This is a genomic window from Xanthomonas theicola (assembly GCF_014236795.1).
Lineage (GTDB): Bacteria > Pseudomonadota > Gammaproteobacteria > Xanthomonadales > Xanthomonadaceae > Xanthomonas_A > Xanthomonas_A theicola.
Window position 1 is genome coordinate 469,110 of the sequence record NZ_CP049017.1, and the last position, 17,434, is coordinate 486,543.

18 protein-coding genes, 1 tRNA gene and 4 pseudogenes are annotated in these 17,434 nt (G+C 65.7%); 13 read left to right on the forward strand and 10 right to left on the reverse strand.

All coding sequences use genetic code 11. The features are described 5' to 3' along the window. Positions 1-2: 2 nt before the first annotated feature. The 4 genes from G4Q83_RS02075 to G4Q83_RS02090 all read right to left on the reverse strand — a co-directional run bounded on the left by G4Q83_RS02075 (position 3) and on the right by G4Q83_RS02090 (position 3,189). On the reverse strand, positions 3-674 hold the full coding sequence (locus G4Q83_RS02075) for a class I SAM-dependent methyltransferase (protein ID WP_211288254.1): 672 nt from the start codon (positions 672-674) through the stop codon (positions 3-5). After that, positions 671-1,594: an NAD(P)/FAD-dependent oxidoreductase gene (locus G4Q83_RS02080; protein WP_128418886.1), complete on the reverse strand. Its 924-nt coding sequence runs from the start codon at positions 1,592-1,594 to the stop codon at positions 671-673. Before G4Q83_RS02080 ends, G4Q83_RS02075 begins: the two co-directional genes overlap by 4 nt. A gap of 2 nt (positions 1,595-1,596) precedes the next feature. Continuing rightward, positions 1,597-2,040 (reverse strand): Rrf2 family transcriptional regulator, encoded by a 444-nt coding sequence (locus G4Q83_RS02085; RefSeq protein ID WP_128418887.1) that lies wholly within the window; start codon positions 2,038-2,040, stop codon positions 1,597-1,599. 447 nt (positions 2,041-2,487) lie between these two features. Then, entirely contained in the window at positions 2,488-3,189 is a 702-nt protein-coding gene (locus G4Q83_RS02090; protein ID WP_128418888.1) for a TetR/AcrR family transcriptional regulator, read from the reverse strand. A gap of 136 nt (positions 3,190-3,325) precedes the next feature. Between G4Q83_RS02090 and G4Q83_RS02095 the strand changes: the two genes are divergently transcribed. Continuing rightward, positions 3,326-4,219: an SDR family oxidoreductase gene (locus G4Q83_RS02095; protein WP_128418889.1), complete on the forward strand. Its 894-nt coding sequence runs from the start codon at positions 3,326-3,328 to the stop codon at positions 4,217-4,219. Continuing rightward, entirely contained in the window at positions 4,216-4,713 is a 498-nt protein-coding gene (locus G4Q83_RS02100) for a VOC family protein (protein WP_211288255.1), read from the forward strand. Before G4Q83_RS02095 ends, G4Q83_RS02100 begins: the two co-directional genes overlap by 4 nt. A gap of 114 nt (positions 4,714-4,827) precedes the next feature. Here G4Q83_RS02100 and G4Q83_RS02105 read toward each other — a convergent pair. From G4Q83_RS02105 to G4Q83_RS02115, 3 pseudogenes are all read right to left on the reverse strand, one after another. Further along, positions 4,828-4,962: pseudogene (locus tag G4Q83_RS02105) on the reverse strand (transposase); the annotation flags it as partial. Positions 4,963-5,142: 180 nt separating this feature from the next. After that, positions 5,143-6,293 (reverse strand): annotated as a pseudogene (locus tag G4Q83_RS02110) (IS3 family transposase). 131 nt (positions 6,294-6,424) lie between these two features. Next, positions 6,425-7,093, reverse strand: a pseudogene (locus G4Q83_RS02115) (IS4 family transposase); the annotation flags it as partial. 183 nt (positions 7,094-7,276) lie between these two features. On the opposite strand from G4Q83_RS02115, the pseudogene G4Q83_RS02120 reads away from it, so the two are divergent. Continuing rightward, a pseudogene (locus tag G4Q83_RS02120) lies at positions 7,277-8,084 on the forward strand (IS30 family transposase). Between the two features lie 144 nt (positions 8,085-8,228). On the opposite strand, the gene G4Q83_RS02125 reads toward G4Q83_RS02120, so the two are convergent. Together G4Q83_RS02125 and G4Q83_RS02130 are read right to left on the reverse strand one after the other, a co-directional pair. After that, complete coding sequence (locus G4Q83_RS02125) at positions 8,229-8,492, reverse strand: hypothetical protein (protein ID WP_158255019.1); 264 nt, start codon at positions 8,490-8,492, stop codon at positions 8,229-8,231. Then, entirely contained in the window at positions 8,468-9,607 is a 1,140-nt protein-coding gene (locus G4Q83_RS02130; RefSeq protein WP_128420368.1) for a glycosyltransferase family 4 protein, read from the reverse strand. The genes G4Q83_RS02125 and G4Q83_RS02130 overlap by 25 nt, the downstream gene beginning before the upstream one ends. A 340-nt stretch (positions 9,608-9,947) precedes the next feature. Here G4Q83_RS02130 and G4Q83_RS02135 point away from each other — a divergent pair, with 340 nt between their 5' ends. Together G4Q83_RS02135 and G4Q83_RS02140 are read left to right on the forward strand one after the other, a co-directional pair. Then, entirely contained in the window at positions 9,948-10,898 is a 951-nt protein-coding gene (locus G4Q83_RS02135; protein ID WP_128420369.1) for an isopenicillin N synthase family dioxygenase, read from the forward strand. Beyond that, on the forward strand, positions 10,895-11,515 hold the full coding sequence (locus tag G4Q83_RS02140) for a hypothetical protein (protein ID WP_128420370.1): 621 nt from the start codon (positions 10,895-10,897) through the stop codon (positions 11,513-11,515). The genes G4Q83_RS02135 and G4Q83_RS02140 overlap by 4 nt, the downstream gene beginning before the upstream one ends. 2 nt (positions 11,516-11,517) lie before the next feature. Here the strand turns inward: G4Q83_RS02140 and G4Q83_RS02145 are convergent, their stop codons facing one another. Next, the gene (locus G4Q83_RS02145) at positions 11,518-12,318 is read right to left on the reverse strand and encodes an SDR family NAD(P)-dependent oxidoreductase (protein WP_128420371.1); all 801 of its coding nucleotides are present in this window, start codon (positions 12,316-12,318) and stop codon (positions 11,518-11,520) included. 116 nt (positions 12,319-12,434) lie between these two features. Between G4Q83_RS02145 and tpiA the strand changes: the two genes are divergently transcribed. The 8 genes from tpiA (at position 12,435) to nuoE (ending at position 17,431) form a co-directional block, all read left to right on the forward strand. Then, on the forward strand, positions 12,435-13,190 hold the full coding sequence (gene tpiA, locus G4Q83_RS02150) for a triose-phosphate isomerase (protein ID WP_128420372.1): 756 nt from the start codon (positions 12,435-12,437) through the stop codon (positions 13,188-13,190). Positions 13,191-13,254: 64 nt separating this feature from the next. Further along, positions 13,255-13,677, forward strand: coding sequence for a preprotein translocase subunit SecG (secG, locus tag G4Q83_RS02155; RefSeq protein WP_128420373.1), 423 nt, complete (start codon positions 13,255-13,257; stop codon positions 13,675-13,677). Between the two features lie 46 nt (positions 13,678-13,723). Beyond that, positions 13,724-13,808, forward strand: a tRNA-Leu gene (locus G4Q83_RS02160). A 108-nt stretch (positions 13,809-13,916) separates the two neighbouring features. Beyond that, positions 13,917-14,273 carry an NADH-quinone oxidoreductase subunit A gene (locus G4Q83_RS02165; protein ID WP_128420374.1) on the forward strand — a complete coding sequence of 119 codons (357 nt, stop codon included), beginning with the start codon at positions 13,917-13,919 and terminating at the stop codon, positions 14,271-14,273. Continuing rightward, positions 14,264-14,818 (forward strand): NuoB/complex I 20 kDa subunit family protein, encoded by a 555-nt coding sequence (locus G4Q83_RS02170; RefSeq protein ID WP_064539336.1) that lies wholly within the window; start codon positions 14,264-14,266, stop codon positions 14,816-14,818. Before G4Q83_RS02165 ends, G4Q83_RS02170 begins: the two co-directional genes overlap by 10 nt. Positions 14,819-14,853: 35 nt before the next feature. After that, positions 14,854-15,603 (forward strand): NADH-quinone oxidoreductase subunit C, encoded by a 750-nt coding sequence (locus G4Q83_RS02175; RefSeq protein ID WP_128420375.1) that lies wholly within the window; start codon positions 14,854-14,856, stop codon positions 15,601-15,603. Continuing rightward, entirely contained in the window at positions 15,600-16,907 is a 1,308-nt protein-coding gene (locus tag G4Q83_RS02180; RefSeq protein ID WP_128420376.1) for an NADH-quinone oxidoreductase subunit D, read from the forward strand. Before G4Q83_RS02175 ends, G4Q83_RS02180 begins: the two co-directional genes overlap by 4 nt. Beyond that, positions 16,904-17,431, forward strand: a complete 528-nt coding sequence (gene nuoE, locus G4Q83_RS02185) for an NADH-quinone oxidoreductase subunit NuoE (protein ID WP_128420377.1) — start codon at positions 16,904-16,906, stop codon at positions 17,429-17,431. The genes G4Q83_RS02180 and nuoE overlap by 4 nt, the downstream gene beginning before the upstream one ends. Positions 17,432-17,434: the final 3 nt, after the last annotated feature.

Sequence of the window (17,434 nt, forward strand, 5' to 3'; positions counted from 1 at the left end):
GCTCATGGCCTGCGGGCGACCCAGCCCTTGAAAGTGAATGCGCAATAGAACAATTCGATGTGCGTGAATCCGGCCTCGTTAAGCAGATCAACGTCTTGCTCCGGCGAGAGCACGGGCAGTCGCCCCTTCAGTGCCAGAATGTTCTCGGCCTGCGCCGAAGGCATTCCAGAGGCGACTGCGAAAGCAACGTTGCGCTGGAGCCACTTGTCCTGGTCCGGGCCTTCGTCGGGCAAGCTGTGATGCACGACGACCAGAGGCGCGCCGACCTTGAGACGCGCCTGCATCTGCTTCAAGGTCTCTAGTCGTTCGGCCCGCGGAAGAAAGTGCAGTGTCAGAAGGCAGGTCGCACCGTCGAACGGTCCCATGGGAGCCATGTCGATATAGCCTTCGTGCAGGCACGCACGGGATGCGAGAGGCCCCAGTGTCGTGCGGGCCAATCGGAGCATTTCGGCCGACGGGTCCACGCCATCGAAGCGCCAGCTTGGTTGCATCTCGGCGAGGCCCTTCAACTCAAGCCCGCCGCCGGCACCAAGCACCAGGATGTGCGCATTGGCCGGCGCACGCTCGGCCAGCAGCGCACCGGCCATCTTCGGCAAGTCACGCAGGCCGGGCACCATCCGCGCGGCGTTCTCGGCGTAGCTGGAAACGATGGTCGAACCGGAAAACGAGATCATGGGACGGTCGCTTCCTCTTGCAGGGGCTGTACGGCGTCTGGCCAGAGCAGCGAGCGGTGCAACTGGAGGCCGGCCATGGCGCCGTTGCCCACGGCCTGCGACACCGAATGGGGGACTCGGGCCACATCACCGCAGGCAAACACGCCCGGCACCGAAGTCTTGTTCTCGGCATCGGTGCGCACCTGTGTGCCGATGGGCGTTTCTTCCAGCTTGCAGCCGATCGCTTCGGCTAGGGAGCCCGATGGATCGGTGCGGCTTGCCGTGAACAGACCTGCAAAGCGCAGCCGCCGTCCATCGGTCATCGCCACATCGGCACGCCCTTCGATCCTGTCGATCGGCGCCTCCTCGATCGTCACGCCCCGACGCCGCAAGGTAAATCTGGCGTCATGGCTCAGTTCCACGGTCTCATTGGCGAGCAATGTCACGTCGCCCCAGTCTGTGAGCAGTTCGGCCTGATGGATCGACATCGAGCCGGTGCCAATGATGCCGATGCGGCCCTGGCCGATCTCGTAGCCGTGGCAGTACGGGCAATGGAAGACCGTCTTGCCCCAGCGTTCGGCCAGTCCGGCGATGGGAGGCAACTGGTCGGCCACGCCGACGGCCAGCAGGATGCGACGGCCCCGGTGCAGTTCACCTCCGGCGGTTGTGACGGTGAAGCCGTCCACTTGGCCTGAAACGGCTTCGGCGCGGCCGTCCAGCCAGGTCAACGTCGGATAGGTTTCGAGCTGGCGACGTGCGTTCGCCGCGATCTCGCCGGGGGGGACGCCATCCTGGCCGAGAAACCCGTGCGAATGGCCGGCGAAGCGGTTGCGCCGCTCGCCCGCATCGATCACCAGCAGGGCCCGGCGCGCACGCACCAGTTGCAGGGCTGCGGCCATTCCCGCATAGCTCCCGCCGATGACGATGACGTCATGGTTCATGGTCAACGCCTTTGGCTTCGCACCGCCGCATGCCGGCGCGCAAAGTCAGCGGCCAGATCGGCGAGCGTGATTTCCGAAAACCGCTTCAGCAGCAGCGCCTCGGCTTCGGCGAAGGCACCTTCGAGTGCGGCATTCACCGCCTGCTCGACCAAGCACTCCGGCGTCTCGTTGCGGTTGCCGATGGCAAACATGGCCGGCTCGCCCAGCGCTTCGTGCAGCTGGCGAAGGGTGACAGAGCCCAGGTCGGCATGGATGCGCCATCCACCAGCGGGGCCTCGATCCGACGTCACGATGCCTGCCTCTCGCAAATACCCCATCGTGCGCCGGACGACGACGGGGTTGGTACCCAGGCATTGCGCCAGGGTTTCTGAAGTGACTGGTCCATCCTGCTCGGCCATGTGCAGAAGGGCATGCAGGACGGAAGACAGGCGGCTGTCGCGTTTCATGTAACTAATGATGTTTCATATTGAGGCATATGTCAAGACTGGTCTGGAGTATGGATATCGTCGAGCCGCCTGCGCTTGACATTCAAGACAGTTGCTCACGCCTTCGTGCCTGCGGCGCTGCGCGGCTCTGCTTGCGGGAATCCCGCATCGCGCGCTGGTGCGCGCTACGGCGTGTCGCGCTCTTTCATTACGGCCTCAATCTCTTGGCGCACATTCTAGAAGCGGACTGGAGGCTTTCCACCCCGTCCGGCGTCCAGCAGTCGATAAAGCGGACGCCCGAAAGCGGTCATTCAGTCCTCTCGGCAGAGTCCTACTTCTCCATCTGCGCTCGGCCATTTGTAAGAGAGTGCAATCCGGAACAGGTTTTGGGAAATCCTTCCTGCTTTCCAGGAGCTGTTGTGGCTTGACCTTGATTGTCCTGTTCCACGTTCCCGGTCGGGAAGCTCTCTACCCTTCATCGGATCGAGCGAGACGGTCGAGCAACTCAGCCAGCAACAATCCTTCCCCGGGTGTCAGCAGCTTGGCGGTGTCGTGCGCGCGAAGGCCGATCGCCAATGAGGCGAGATCGGTATGATCCTGTTGCGACGAGCCAATGAGGATAGATGCGAGAATGGCGTCTCGCATCATAGGTGAGAGGTGCATGTCGCGCGCCTCCTCGGGAACTGCGAGCAGAGTCGCGACGGTTCCGACCCCAGCGGCATGGATCATCGCAACCGCACGCTCTACTGGCACCCTTAGCCGACCTGCGCGCGCGATCCGCTCCACCCGCTCGTGCAGGATCGCAATGCCCGCCAGCATGGCTGGTGATCCGGATGTCGGGGCGCCAACTTCGTTCATGATCGCAAAGACGGTCGGGTGGGCGAGACCGAAGGCGACGTAGCTATCCCAAGCGTTCGCGAGGTTCTGCACGGGATCGGGATGCGGCGGCAGGGCAGCCTTGTCGGCGAGGAACGCTGCGAGCCCGTGCTCCGCAACCGCGTTCAGCAACCCCTGCTTATCGCCAAACAGCCGATAGAGAGTGGGCGCTTGGACCGACGCAGCCGCCGCCACGGCGCGCGTCGTCAAGGCAGCGATGCCTCCACGGGCGATAAGGCGCGTTGCTGCATCCAGCACCCGCGCCCGCAGATCCGGGGCCTCTACCTCGCTCAAGAACGCCTCTCCTTTTCAGTGACTAAACCATACCCATCGACATCATTGCTCTGCGTTGGATGGTATCGGCGATTGCAAACTATTGTTATCAATGATATCATGAACTTCCTAACAACGTTAGGCAATTGGAGGAATTATGATTGTCGTGACAGGAGCCGGGGGTCATCTCGGCAAGGCTGTGGTGGACGGTCTGCTGCGGCGCGTATCGGCCGATCAGATCGCCGTAAGCGTCCGCGATCCGGGCAAGGCCTCCCAGTTCGCTAAACGCGGTGTCAGGATACGCACCGGCGACTTCGCAGACGCCGCCAGCCTGGAGCGAGCCTTTGCCAACGCTGATCAGGTTCTGATCGTCTCCACTGACAAGCTTGGTGACGAGGCGCGACAGCTTCACCGCACCGCGATCGGCGCTGCACGCGATGCGGGCGTCCGACGCATTCTCTACACCAGCCACATGGGCGCGCGGGCGGGATCGCCGTTCCTGCCAGCCGATCAGCATGCGGCCACCGAGGCGGACCTTGCGGAGACTGGGGTGGCGTACACAGCGCTACGCCACGGCTTCTACGCCGAAAGCTGCCTACAGATGATCGGTGCCGATCTCAGTGCGGGCGAGTTGCTGACGCCTGAGGACGGCCCGGTCAGTTGGACGGCACGTGCCGACCTGGCGGAGGCGGACGCGGCGATCCTCGCGGACGAGGAGGACTGGAGCGGCGCCACGCAGCCGCTTACCGCCGGGGAAGTGCTGACCATGGCGGAACTGGCGGCCATTGCGTCTGAGATCACGGGGCGCTACGTGCGCCATACGGTCGTCCCGGACGAGGAGTGGCGGAACGCGCGGGTCGCCGCCGGCATGCCCCCGTTCTACGCCAACATGCTGCTCGGCGTGTTCCGTGCCGCTCGACGCGGCGACTTCGCGGCCACCGACCAGACACTGGAAAAGCTGCTCGGCCGCACACCTTGCACGATGCGCGACGTGCTTCCCGCACTTCTTCCTGACCTCACAGACCTGCGCTACCGGAAAGAGCTCACATGACCAAATTCAGCACACTCTCATATGCCGGGATCGTTCTCGGCCTGCTCATGTCACCACCAACATTCGGACAAACCGTCCCAATGACCGAGATCACGAAGTTTCATCACCTCGGCATCGTCGTCAAGGATATCGAAGCTAGCACGCAATGGTATGTCGACAATCTCGGCTTCGAGCGCCTGTATGCCTATGGTTGGCCGGGGGTGAAGGCCGCCTTCATAGGTCGGGGCGACCTGAAGATCGAGTTGTTCCAGAACGAGCTAGCGACGCCAATGGCCGCGGAGCGTCGCCAAGCCGAGACGAACCTGCGAATCGGTGGCATCAACCATTTCGCAATCGAGGTCGCCGACCTCGATGCGACGGTCGCGGCGTTGCGGGAAAAGGGCATCGACGTCGTGTCTCCGCCGCGCGAGGTTCCCAACAGTGGCGGCAGCCGTTTCGCCTTCGTTCACGACAACGAGCAAATGCTCATAGAGCTTTTCCAGCCTGCTCGATAATCCCACGACCAGTCTGATCGCGGGTTAGCCTATGATCGGGACAGCACCGGCTGCTTTCCCGATTAACCACCGTTTTTGGGAAAACTAACGGCATTCGCCAAAGGCAGCTTACTGCTAAACCTCGAAGTGCAGCCCTGCCAGCATCTCGGGCAGACGTTCGTAGTCGCGGGCCAGACACCGGAGGCGATTGACCCAGCCAAAGCTGCGCTCCACTACCCAACGCCGCGGCAACAACACGAACCCCTTCTTGGCCTGCTGCAGTTTCACCAACGTAGCTCAATGCCTTCTTTCTGCGCCGCCTCGGCCGAATCCTTGTCCGTCTTGACCTGCCCCCTTTGGCCCTACCAGTGTCGAGTTGAGGCTGTAAAAAAACTGATCTTATGACCGTTCTCCCACGGTAAATTGGACCGGCCAGATTTCCGTAGACACTCAGTCGCCGCTCTGCGCGTAGCGCCTTTCAAACTCTACCGGTGACACGCCGCCAGCGGAACCATGCCGGCGGATCGGGTTGTAGAACATCTCGATATAGTCGAACACGTCCGATGCCGCCATGGCGCGTGTCGGGTAGATCCGACGCTTGATACGTTCCTTCTTCAAGACGCTGAAGAAGCTCTCGGCCACGGCGTTGTCATGGCAGTTCCCGCGTCGGCTCATGCTCGGCACCATCCGGTGCGCCTTCAGGAACGACTGCCAATCGCTGCTGGTGAACTGCCAGCCCTGGTCGGAGTGCACCATCACGCCAGGACCGGGCTTGCGCCGCCACGCCGCTGCCACCAGTGCCTGCAGCACCAGATCGCTGGTCATTGTCGAAGCGGTTGCCCAACCCACGATCTGGCGCCAATACAGCTCCATTACCGCTGCCAAGAACAGCCAGCCCTCGTAGGTGCGGAGATAGGTGATGTCCGTGACCCAGACCTTGTTCGGGGCCTGCGGAATGAAGTCCCGGTTGAGCACATTCGCCACCACGCCGACCGGACCTCCCCGCTAACGCGGCTTGCTGCCGTAGCCAACCTGCGCTCGCAAGCCTTCGGCCTTCATCAAGCGCCGCACCCGGTGACGGCTGCAACGCTCGCCGGCCTCACGCAGATCCAGGGTGAGCTTGCGATAGCCGTACACCGCGCCGCTGGCCAGCCAGTGGTGCTTGATCAGGCCCAGCAAGCGCTGGTCCTCGCGTTCGCGGACGCTGGTGCCGTTGCGCAGCCAGGCCTAGTAACCACTGCGATGCACGCCCAGCACCCGGCACATCGTCGCCAGACGAAACTCCCGGACGTGCGCACGCATGAACGCGTACTTCGCCCTTACCCCTTGGCAAAGTACGCGGCGGCTTTTTCTAGGATGTCGCGCTCCTCGGTTACCCGCCTCAGTTCGGCCTTGAGCCGGCGAATCTCCGCTGAGTCGGTCGACGCCGCTGCAGCGCCGGCTGCCGGCGCCATCTTCCTGGCGGCCTGCACCCACCCGTATAGCGTGTGCTTGGGAATCCCGATTCGGGAGGCCACATCCACCACCGTGAAGCCGCGTTCGATCACCTGCTTCACCGCCTCGGCCCGGAACTCATCCGTGTACTGCTTGCTGTTGCCCATAAACACCTCGGTCATTGCCATCAATTATGGCGTCCGGATGTCTACGAAAGGCTGGCCGGTCCAGTGGCCCTAACAAGGGAGGCGCGTAGCGCTCCCGCAGCCGCTTTGAGCGGCTCACATCTCTAAAGCCCCCGGCTTTGCCGGGGGATATTTACTCGGCAATCGAGCGGATCGCTGCGATTGGCCTGCATCGGCGGTAACCCGCAGGCACGATTGGATGCCTAAACATGCAATTGCCTGCTGTCGACCCATTGCCCTGCCTCATCCGGCACGTCCTGCGGCTTGACTGGCGTGCGCCCGCGCAGTCGCCCAACCCAACACCAGCCCAGGGCCGATACGGCGCAGAACCACGGCGTCCGCAATCTGGCATCGGTGACCAGGATCGGGCGGGCATTGGCTGGAATCAGTGTCCTCGGCTGCTGCAAGAAGCGTTTTTTGCGCCAGGCGACCCCTGCTGCTCCTGGGACGACCATGTCCAGCTAAGGTGAGCGTGCGCCCGCCCACCGGCACGGCCGCACGCAGCAGACACCACGATTTGTCCGGCTTCAGGTCGCTCCAGTCGATGACGATCACAGGCTGGGCGCCGCCCAGTGCGCCATGTCACGATCGATGACCGATCGCTCGACGTGCAACGTGCGATTGCCCAGCAGGCGGTCGAATGCCTTGAGCGGCGCACGCACCCGAGCCGCGCCGGGCTACGAGCGCGCGATGTCGATCAGTGTCAGCCTGCTTGGACTCAAGTTCCAAGTGCAACACCTCACAGAGCGCAGGAGGTTGTGCTGGGCAAACAGTCCAGTCATCTGCGTGTTGAGGAACGCGCGGTGCTGCAGGTGGAGCGCGATCGAGGAACGCGCTTGCGCAAGATCGGTCGCCGGTGGGGACGCCGTGCATCGACGCCGAGCCGCCAGGTCGGTGGTCTGCAAGGGCCGGTGTCCTGTGCGCACGCGGCGGCGGCGGCCTATCGCTCGCGCCGATCGCGCTGCGTGCGCCCTCGCCGGCCCCTGGAAGGTTCGTCGTTGTTCCCGTGCGTCGATGAGCGCCTGGTGTACGAGCGCTGGTCGCCACAGCAGATCGCGGCCGCACGGCGGGACAGGCATCCGGACGCTTCCAGCCAGCGGGTCAGCCACGAGAGGATCGCTGCGGCGATCGACACGCAGCGGCGGGGTGGTCTGAACAAGGCGCTGATCCATGCATGGAGAGGCGGCCAGCCCACACCAGGTCGCAGGCGCACGACAGCGGCGGTGCGCTCGTGGGCGCCGGAGGAACTGCGCATCGTGCATGGCCCGGACCCGGTGAAGCAGCGCCGGGCGCCGGGGCATGGGGAGGGCGCCCTGATCGAAGGCGCGTTCAACCGTTCATGCGTGGGCGCACTGGTGGAACGCAAGACCCGCTTGGTGGTGCTGTGCAGGATGGACGGTGGCACGGCGCAGGCGGCGGTCGAGGGGTTTCCCCGGCAGATGAAGCAGCGGCCGGCCTTCCTGGGTGAGAGCCTGCCCGACGACCGCGGAACGGACCTGCTACGAGGAACGGATGCAGCGGTTGAACAGCCAGGTCTGGTTCGCCGATCCGCACGCACCGTGGCAGCGCGGAAGCAATGAGAACACCAACGGTCTACTTCGCCAGTTCCTGCCCAAGGGGGCGGACCTATCCGCCGTCAGCCAGGAATACCTCAATCACATCGCGTTGCTGATGAACACTCGCCCTCGCCAGACACTTGGCTGGAAGACGCCTAGCGAGGCAATGGAAGCGGACATCGCAGCGTTCAAATCACGTGTTGCACTTGATTCTTGAGACCGCCCTGCGTCCGTGTCACAACGCTTCAACCGCACGCAGCAACGCGCGTTCGCGCAATGCATGCATGCTGGACAGTGAGGTGTGCAGGCACTTCTGCAATACTTCGCTGGCGCGCATGGGCGTCGACCTTTTTTGGCTTGGTCACCTTGAAGATTGCGCCATGCGCGCACCTTCTTCCACGCGCTCATGCAGCGAGCGATTGATCCGCTGGGAAGAAATGTGGGGAAATCTCAGGATCAGGATCGATTTTCTGGGCACCGGCCTGTCCGCCAGGAAGTCGGCGTACTGCGCCAGCGTCAGCGAGGTCCAGCCGGTCCGCGCCAGCCACGTGATCTGGCTCTCGAAGTCGGAACGGGGACGCGATGTGCGCGGGCCATGGTCTATTTCCTCATTTCCTTCAACCATTGGTAGTAGTAATGCTCGGTCCGGGTCGCCTGGCTGGTTTCGGTGAAGGCATGTGCGCCCTGCATCCACTGCCAGCTCGCCTGGCCCAGCGCCGCGCGCCGCTCGGGATGATCGACCAGCGCGCGCAGCGCATCGCGCAGCGCGGGCACATCGCCCGGCGGCACCAGCACCGCGTTGATGCCATCCAGCACCATCTCCGGCACGCCGCCGACCCGCGTGGCCACCACCGGCAGGCCCGCCTGCGCCGCCTCGACGAATACCGTGCCGGCGGCCTCGCGCTCGGTCGCCAGCGCGAACACGTCGAAGCCGCTCATCAGCCGGCAGGCGTCGTCGCGGTAGCCGAGCAGGTGCACCTGCGCGTCCAGGCCCAGGCGCGCGCGTAGCGCGCGCAGTCGGCCCATCATCGGTTCGCCGTCGCCCACCACCACCAGGTGCAGGCGCGGGTCGGCGCGACAGAGCGGGGCGATCGCCTCGAACAAGGCGGCGTGGCCCTTGGGCGCGCGCAGCACCGCCACGCAGCCCACCACGATGGCGTCGGTGTCCAAGCTCAGTTCGGCGCGGACTTCGTGCCGGACCTGCTGCAGGTGCGCAAGGCGGTCGGCATCGTGTTGCAGCCAGGGCGGTGGCGGGGCGACCGGCGGCACTACGCCGATGCGCACGGCCGGCACGCCATAGTGGGCGAGCAGGGTGCCGACGAAGCGGCTGACGGTGATGACGCGGTGCGGCAGGACGGTGTAGGTGAGCAACGAGTTCACCGCGCTCATCAGGTGGCGGGAGCGCACCACCAGCGGGACCCCGGCCAGACGCGCCGCACTCGCGGCGATCAGGGTGTCGCGGCGGCTGGTGGTGTTGACCACGTCGAAGTGTTGTCGGCGCGCCAGCCGGTAGACCTTCCAGATGCCGGTGAGCAGGCGCCACGGCCCGCCCATGCGCAGGGTGGTGACCTCGAAGCCGGCCGCGCGGGCCAGCGGCGCCAGACGCGAGCCCGGCTGGCACAGCAGCTGGACCTGGTGCCCGCACGCGCGCATGCAGTGCATGTGCCGGTAGATGTAGATTTCCTGGCCGCCCATCTCCATTGCAGCCTCTGTATGTAATATCTTCAGTGGTTTGTTCATCTGTGCTGGCAGGTGCGGCCGCTCGGTCGGGAGGATTGAGACGCGTGTCGGTGCGGCCGCGTTTGCAAGCCCGGCACAGGGCACAGGCGCGCGGCGGCCGCTTCCTGCCGGCGGTGCGCGAACGTGCCGTGCGGATCAGGAACACGACGACACCGCCGACAGGGGGCGTTGGCGGGGGACGTGACCGGGTTGTGCGCCTGGTACAAGTGCGTCAGGCGGCGGCGATTCTAGCGGGTATGTCTTGCTGTGGCATGAAGTCGACCGGGTCTGCCAAGATGGCCGGACGGCCGTCCGGAATGCTCCGGCGGTCCGCGCCGACCATCGTCAGGAGCTTTGCCCCGTGAGCCGAATTCCGACCCTGGACATCACCCGCTTCGACCGCGACCGCGACGCGTTCGTCGCCGAGCTGGGCGCGGCCTATCGCGAGTGGGGCTTCGCCGGCATCCGCAACCACGGCATCGCGCAGGCGCAGATCGATGCCGCCTACGACGTGTTCAAGGCGTTCTTCGCGCTGCCCGATGAAACCAAGCGCAAGTACCACCTGCCCGGCAGCGGCGGCGCGCGCGGCTACACCGCGTTCGGCGTGGAGACCGCCAAGGGCTCCAAGCATTTCGACCTGAAGGAGTTCTGGCACATCGGCCGCGAGATCGCGGACGATTCCAGGTACCGCACGCTGATGCCGCCGAACCTGTGGCCGAGCGAAGTGCCCGGCTTCCGCGCGCACGGCTACGGCCTGTACCAGGCGCTGGACCGGCTCGGCGCGCGCGTGCTGGCGGCGCTGGCGCTGCACATCGGCTTGCCCGAGCACTACTTCGCCGACAAGACCGATTCGGGCAACGCGATCCTGCGCCCGATCCATTACCCGCCGATCACCGCCGACGCCGCTTCTGGCGAGCCACTGCCCAATGTGCGCGCCGGCGCGCACGAGGACATCAACCTGATCACGCTGCTGGTCGGCGCCAGCGCCGCCGGCCTGGAAGTGAAGTCCAAGCAGGGCGAGTGGGTGCCGTTCACCTCCGACGCCGACACCATCGTGGTCAACATCGGCGACATGCTGCAGCGCCTGACCAACCACGTGTATCCCTCGACCACGCACCGCGTGGTCAACCCGCCCGGCGAGCAGGCGCGCCAGCCGCGCTACTCGGTGCCGTTCTTCCTGCACCCGAACCCGGACTTCCTGATCGACGTGCTGCCCTCGTGCGTCAGCGCCGACAACCCCAGCCGCTATCCCGAGCCGATCACTGCGCAGGGGTATCTAGAGGAGCGGTTGCGCGAGATCAAGCTTCGATGAGCCAGCAAGAGACCGGTTTTCTTGTTATGTTTGCCGAAGCGTTGTCGGCCGCGGCGGCGCGGCGCAGAATGGCGGCGCGGTCGATACCGACCAATGGCAACGATCGCAGGCTGCTGGCCGACCTCATCGCCCAGCAAGGTGGGTACTGGGTATTGATCGAGTTCAAGGACAGCGCTGCAGGCGCTGCAGCCGAGCGCGACAAGCCGCTCGTGCCTTCGGTCTGCCGCTGGTTGCGCGCGGATCCGGTTGCGGCGGGCATGCACGAACGGGCGCATCACTTTTCCGAGAACCATGCCCGCGACCTCGGTTTCTGGGTCTATCGGACGAAGGTCTGTTCGTTGCAACCTTCGCCGCCGACGATGCTTTCGGAGCAGTTCTTTTCCAGCCTGTTGACTACGTCGCCGACGGTCGGGCTCAATACTGCGGATTTTCTCGACTATGTCGAACGATTGTTAGCGCAGACCGCAAGCGGGAAGGGCGGGGCGCAGGATGTTGTCTTGGCGGTCGCGGTCATCCCCGATACCTGTTATCACGACGAATTGTCGCTTCCGGACCTGGTCCAGATGTTGTCGCCTTCACCAGACGTCGAGCCTGATCCGCCTGGGTGGAAGCCGTAGCCTCAGTCCAGCGGCCGCAGTCGTTTGCTGTTGCGGCCCATCAAGGTCCTTAACACCGACTCCGGCAGCAGCGCGACCAGGCCCAGCAGCGTGTGGTAGAACAGGCCCGGCACCACCCGCACGCGGCCGTGCTCGGCGCCGTCGATGCCGGCGCGCGCCACCGCGTCGGCCTGCAGCCACGCCCAGCGCGGCAGCTTGTTCATCTGTTCGCGGGTGCCGGTCACGTCGTGGAACGCAGACCAGGTGAAGCCCGGGCACAGCGCGCAGACCTTCACTCCGCGGTCGGCGTTCTCCAGCGCCAGCGATTCGCTGAAGCGCAGCATGAAGCTCTTCGCCGCCGCGTACAGGGTCTGTCCGTCCGCGCCGGGCACCAGCGCGGCGAACGATGCCACGTTGAGGATGCGGCCCTGGCCGCTGGCGCGCAGCGCCGGCAGCAGGCGCCAGGTCAGCTCGCAGACCGCGCCGACCATCACCTGCAGGAACGCGGCGTGCACCGCCCAGTCGCTGGCGGGAAAGCGCCCCGGCACGCCATAACCAGCGTTGTTGACCAGGATCCGCACCGCCAGGCCGCGCCGTTCCAACTCGGCGACCAGTGCGGCCGGCGCCGCCGGGTCGGCCAGGTCGGCGACCAGGATCTGTACCGGCACCTGCGCGCGCAACTCCTCGGCCAGCGCCTGCAGCAGCGCCTGGCGGCGCGCGCTGAGGATCAGCGGCACGCCGCGGCGCGCGTATTCGCGGGCGATCTCGCGGCCGATGCCGCTGGAAGCGCCGGTGATCAGGGCATGGCCGGGGGACTGGGGCATGGCGGTCTCGCAGGGATGGCGGCAGGCGGGGCAGGACGGGGGCGGGCGCGGCGGCGGTGCCGGGCGGCACCGCGCATCGGCTATCCTTTTGGCACTTTTCGCCGGAGAACGCGCCGATGCGCCGCAGGATCGTAGCCGGAAACTGGAAGCTGCACGGCAATCGCCAGTTCGCCACCGCCCTCGTCGACGAAGTCTGCAGGGGCTTGCCGGACAGCGGGGTGGAGGTGGTGATCCTGCCGCCGCTGCCGTACCTGGGCGACCTGATCGAGGATTTCGAGGGCTGTGCGCTGCATTTCGGCGCGCAGGACGTCAGCAGCAACGAGAAGGGCGCCTACACCGGCGAGGTGTCGGCGGCGATGTTGGTCGACGTCGGCGCCGACTACGGCCTGGTCGGGCATTCGGAGCGGCGCCAGTATCACCACGAGAGCAGTGAGCTGGTCGCGCGCAAGTTCGCCGCGGCGCTGCATGCCGGGCTGCTCCCGATCCTGTGCGTGGGCGAGACCCTGCAACAGCGCGAGGCCGGTCAGACTGAATCGGTCATCGCCGCGCAGCTGGCGCCGGTGCTGGCGCTGGTCGGCGCGCAGGGCTTCGCCAACGCCGTGCTGGCCTATGAGCCGGTGTGGGCGATCGGTACCGGACGCACCGCCAGCCCTGCCCAGGCGCAGGCGGCGCACGCCTTCATCCGTGGCGAAGTCGCCGCCCACGATGCTAGAATCGCCGATTCGCTGCCGCTGCTGTACGGGGGCAGCGTCAAGCCCGACAACGCCGCGGAGCTGTTCGCGCAGCCGGATGTCGATGGAGGGCTGGTCGGCGGCGCCTCGCTGGTCGCCGAGGAATTCCTGGCCATCGCGTGCGCGGCGGCCGCCCGTTGACCGAACGGTCGTCGCGCTGGCGGCCGCTCGCTACCCAAGTCGTACTGTCCGGACGGATTTCGAAATGCTGATGGTCATCCTCAATGTGGTCTACGTGTTGGTGGCGATCGCGATGATCGCGCTGATCCTGATGCAGCGCGGTTCCGGCGCGGCGGCGGGCTCGGGCTTCGGCGCGGGCGCCTCCGGCACCGTGTTCGGATCGCGCGGCGCGTCCAACTTCCTGTCCAAGTCGACCAAGTGGCTGGCGGTGGTGTTCTTCGCCATCAGCCTGTTCATGGCCTGGTACGCCGGTCACAGCGCGCGCCCCGCCGATGCCAACCTGGGCGTGATGTCGCAGGCCGCGGCGCCTGCGCCGGCCGCCCCCGCCGGCGAGTTGCAGATCCCGCAGGCGCCGGCCGCGGCCGCGCCCGCCGCTGCGCCGCCGCCCGCGCAGCAGGCGCCGGAAAATGCACAACAAAAGTCGCCTGCCCCGTCGCAGAAAGACTGAAGACGGCTACAATACGTTGCGCGGCGGGATGCCGTGCGACACGCGAGCCCAGGTGGCGGAATTGGTAGACGCACTACCTTGAGGTGGTAGCGACTTAGGTCGTAGGGGTTCGAGTCCCCTCTTGGGCACCATTGTATGGCTACGGTTTCTGGGCAGGAACGTCCCGTCCCTGCCCGGAATATCGTCTATCCCATGCCTGCGCGGCGCCTGCGCGGGCACAGGTCAAGAGAGAATTGCGAGTGCTGGCCGAATATCTGCCGACCCTGCTGTTTCTGATCGTGGCCACCGGCATCGGCGTCGCGCTGATGTCGGTGGGACGGTTCCTTGGTCCCCGGCGTCCGGATTTGAAGAAGCTCTCGCCCTACGAGTGCGGCTTCGAAGCCTTCGAGGACGCGCGCATGAAGTTCGACGTGCGCTACTACCTGATCGCGATCCAGTTCATCGTCTTCGATCTGGAAATCATCTTCATCGTGCCGTGGACGCAGGTGTTCATGGACCTGGGCGCCCGCTCCCTGGTCACCATGGGCCTGTTCGTCGGCATGCTGTTCCTCGGTTTCATCTACGTGTGGAAGAAGGGAGCGCTGGAATGGGAGTGATTCAGACCCTGGATCGCCTGATGACCAACCCGATCCCGGAAGGGCGGGTCGACGACATCCTGCGCCCCGAAGGCGAGAACCCGCTGCTCGACAAGGGCTACGTGACCACCAGCGTCGATGCGCTGCTGAACTGGGCGCGCACCGGCTCGATGTGGCCGATGACCTTCGGCCTGGCCTGCTGCGCGGTGGAGATGATGCACGCCGGCGCCGCGCGCCTGGACCTGGACCGCTACGGCGTGGTGTTCCGCCCCTCGCCGCGCCAGTCCGACGTGATGATCGTCGCCGGCACCCTGGTCAACAAGATGGCGCCGGCGCTGCGCAAGGTCTACGACCAGATGCCCGACCCGAAGTGGGTCATCTCGATGGGCAGCTGCGCCAACGGCGGCGGCTACTACCATTATTCGTACTCGGTGGTGCGCGGCTGCGACCGCATCGTGCCGGTGGACATCTATGTCCCGGGCTGCCCGCCGACCGCCGAAGCGCTGGTCTACGGCATCTTGCAGCTGCAGAAGAAGATCTGGCGAACCCAGACCATCGCGCGCTGATCCCTCTTTCTTCTCAAAGAGCACGCCAAGCCCCCATGGCAGAGCAAGCATCTTTTTTCAGCGACCGACTCGGCGCCCGTTTCCCCGGCAGCCAGACGTTCGTGGCCCTTCCGCGTGGCGAAGTCACCCTGGAAGTGCCGGCCGACGCCTGGCACGCCACCTGCCTGGCATTGCGCGACGAGTTCGGTTTCGAGCAATTGTCCGATCTGTGCGGCGTGGACTACCTGGGTTACGGCAGCGACGAGTGGGATACCGCCGACGTGTCGTCGCAGGGCTTCAGCCGCGGCGTCGAAGGCAAGGGCATGGGCCGCTTCGCCTGGGGCGAGTTCCCCAGCGGCGAGGCCGCCGGCGAGATCCAGCCGTTGCCGGCGCCGCTGCAGCGCTATGCGGTGCTCGCGCAACTGATCTCCTACCGCCACAACCAGCGCCTGCGCGTGCGTTGCTACGCGCCGAACGAAGACCTGCCGGTGGTGGCCTCGGTCACCGACATCTGGCCGGGCGCGAACTGGTTCGAGCGCGAGGCGTTCGACCTGTTCGGCGTGGTCTTCGCCGGCCATCCGGACCTGCGCCGCATCCTCACCGACTATGGCTTCGTCGGCCATCCGTTCCGCAAGGATTTCCCGCTGATCGGCAACGTCGAAGTGCGCTACGACGAAGAGAAGCAGCGCGTGGTCTACGAGCCGGTGACCTCGGTGGAGCCGCGGGTGGGCGTGCCGCGGGTCATTCGCGACGACGCGCGCTACCAGACCGCCGCCGGCGAAGCACAGAAGGAACCCGCCAAGTGAGCGAGTACCAGCAGGCGCATGACGCCTTCGCCAGCAACCCCGCCGAAGCCAGGCAGGAGATCCGCAACTACACCATGAACTTCGGCCCGCAGCATCCGGCCGCGCATGGCGTGCTGCGCCTGATCCTGGAAATGGACGGCGAGACCGTGGTCCGCGCCGATCCGCACATCGGCCTGCTGCACCGCGGCACCGAGAAGCTGGCCGAGTCCAAGCCGTTCAACCAGTCGATCGGCTACATGGACCGCCTCGACTACGTGTCGATGATGTGCAACGAGCACGCCTACGTGCGCGCGATCGAGACCCTGATGGGGATCGAGGCGCCGGAGCGCGCGCAGTACATCCGCACCATGTTCGACGAGATCACCCGCATCCTCAACCACCTGATGTGGGTCGGCTCCAACGGCCTGGACCTGGGCGCGATGGCGGTGATGCTGTACGCCTTCCGCGAGCGCGAGGAGCTGATGGACTGCTACGAGGCGGTCTCCGGCGCGCGCATGCACGCGACCTACTACCGGCCCGGCGGCGTCTACCGCGACCTGCCGGAGCGCATGCCCAAGTACAAGGAATCGCGCTGGCACAAGGGCAATGCGCTGAAGCGGCTCAACGCCGCGCGCGAAGGCTCGCTGCTCGACTTCCTGGAAGACTTCACCAGCACCTTCCCGGGCCGGGTCGACGAGTACGAGACCCTGCTCACCGACAACCGCATCTGGAAGCAGCGCACCGTCGGCATCGGCGTGATCCCCCCCGAGCAGGCCCATGCCTGGGGCATGACCGGCGCGATGCTGCGCGGCTCGGGCATCGCGTGGGACCTGCGCAAGAAGCAGCCCTACGCCAAGTACGACGCGGTCGATTTCGACATCCCGGTCGGCAGCAACGGCGACTGCTACGACCGCTACCTGGTGCGCGTGGCCGAGATGCGCCAATCCAACCGCATCATCCAGCAGTGCGTGAAGTGGCTGAAGGCCAACCCTGGCCCGGTGATGGTCGAGAACTTCAAGGTCGCCCCGCCCAGGCGCGCGGAGATGAAGGACGACATGGAAGCCTTGATCCATCACTTCAAGCTGTTCAGCGAAGGCTATTGCGTGCCGGCCGGCGAGACCTACTGCGCGGTCGAGGCGCCGAAGGGCGAGTTCGGCTGCTACCTGGCCTCCGACGGCGCCAACAAGCCGTTCCGCGTGCACCTGCGCGCGCCCGGCTTCGCCCATCTGTCCTCGATGGACGCGATCGTGCGCGGGCACATGCTGGCCGACGTGGTGGCGATGATTGGTACCTATGATCTGGTGTTTGGTGAGGTCGACCGATGAAGGCGACAGGTAATTTCGAAGCGGCACGCGACGTCGATCCGATGCTGGTGCTGAGCGACAAGACGCGCGCGCACATCGATCACTGGCTGGCCAAGTTCCCGCCGGACCGCAAGCGTTCGGCGGTGCTGCAGGGCCTGCACGCCGCGCAGGAGCAGAACCAGGGCTGGCTGACCGACGAGCTGATCGCCGGCGTGGCCAAGTACCTGGAGCTGCCGCCGGTGTGGGCCTACGAGGTCGCCAGCTTCTACTCGATGTTCGAGACCGAGAAGGTCGGCCGCAACAACGTCGCCTTCTGCACCAACATCAGCTGCTGGCTCAACGGCGCCGAGGACCTGGTCGCGCATGCGGAGAAGAAGCTCGGCTGCAAGCTCGGCCAGTCCACCGCCGACGGCCGCGTCTACCTCAAGCGCGAAGAGGAATGCCTGGCCGGCTGCGCCGGCGCGCCGATGATGGTGATCAACGGCCACTATCACGAGCACCTGACCAAGGACAAGGTCGACGCGCTGCTGGACGGGTTGGAGTAACGG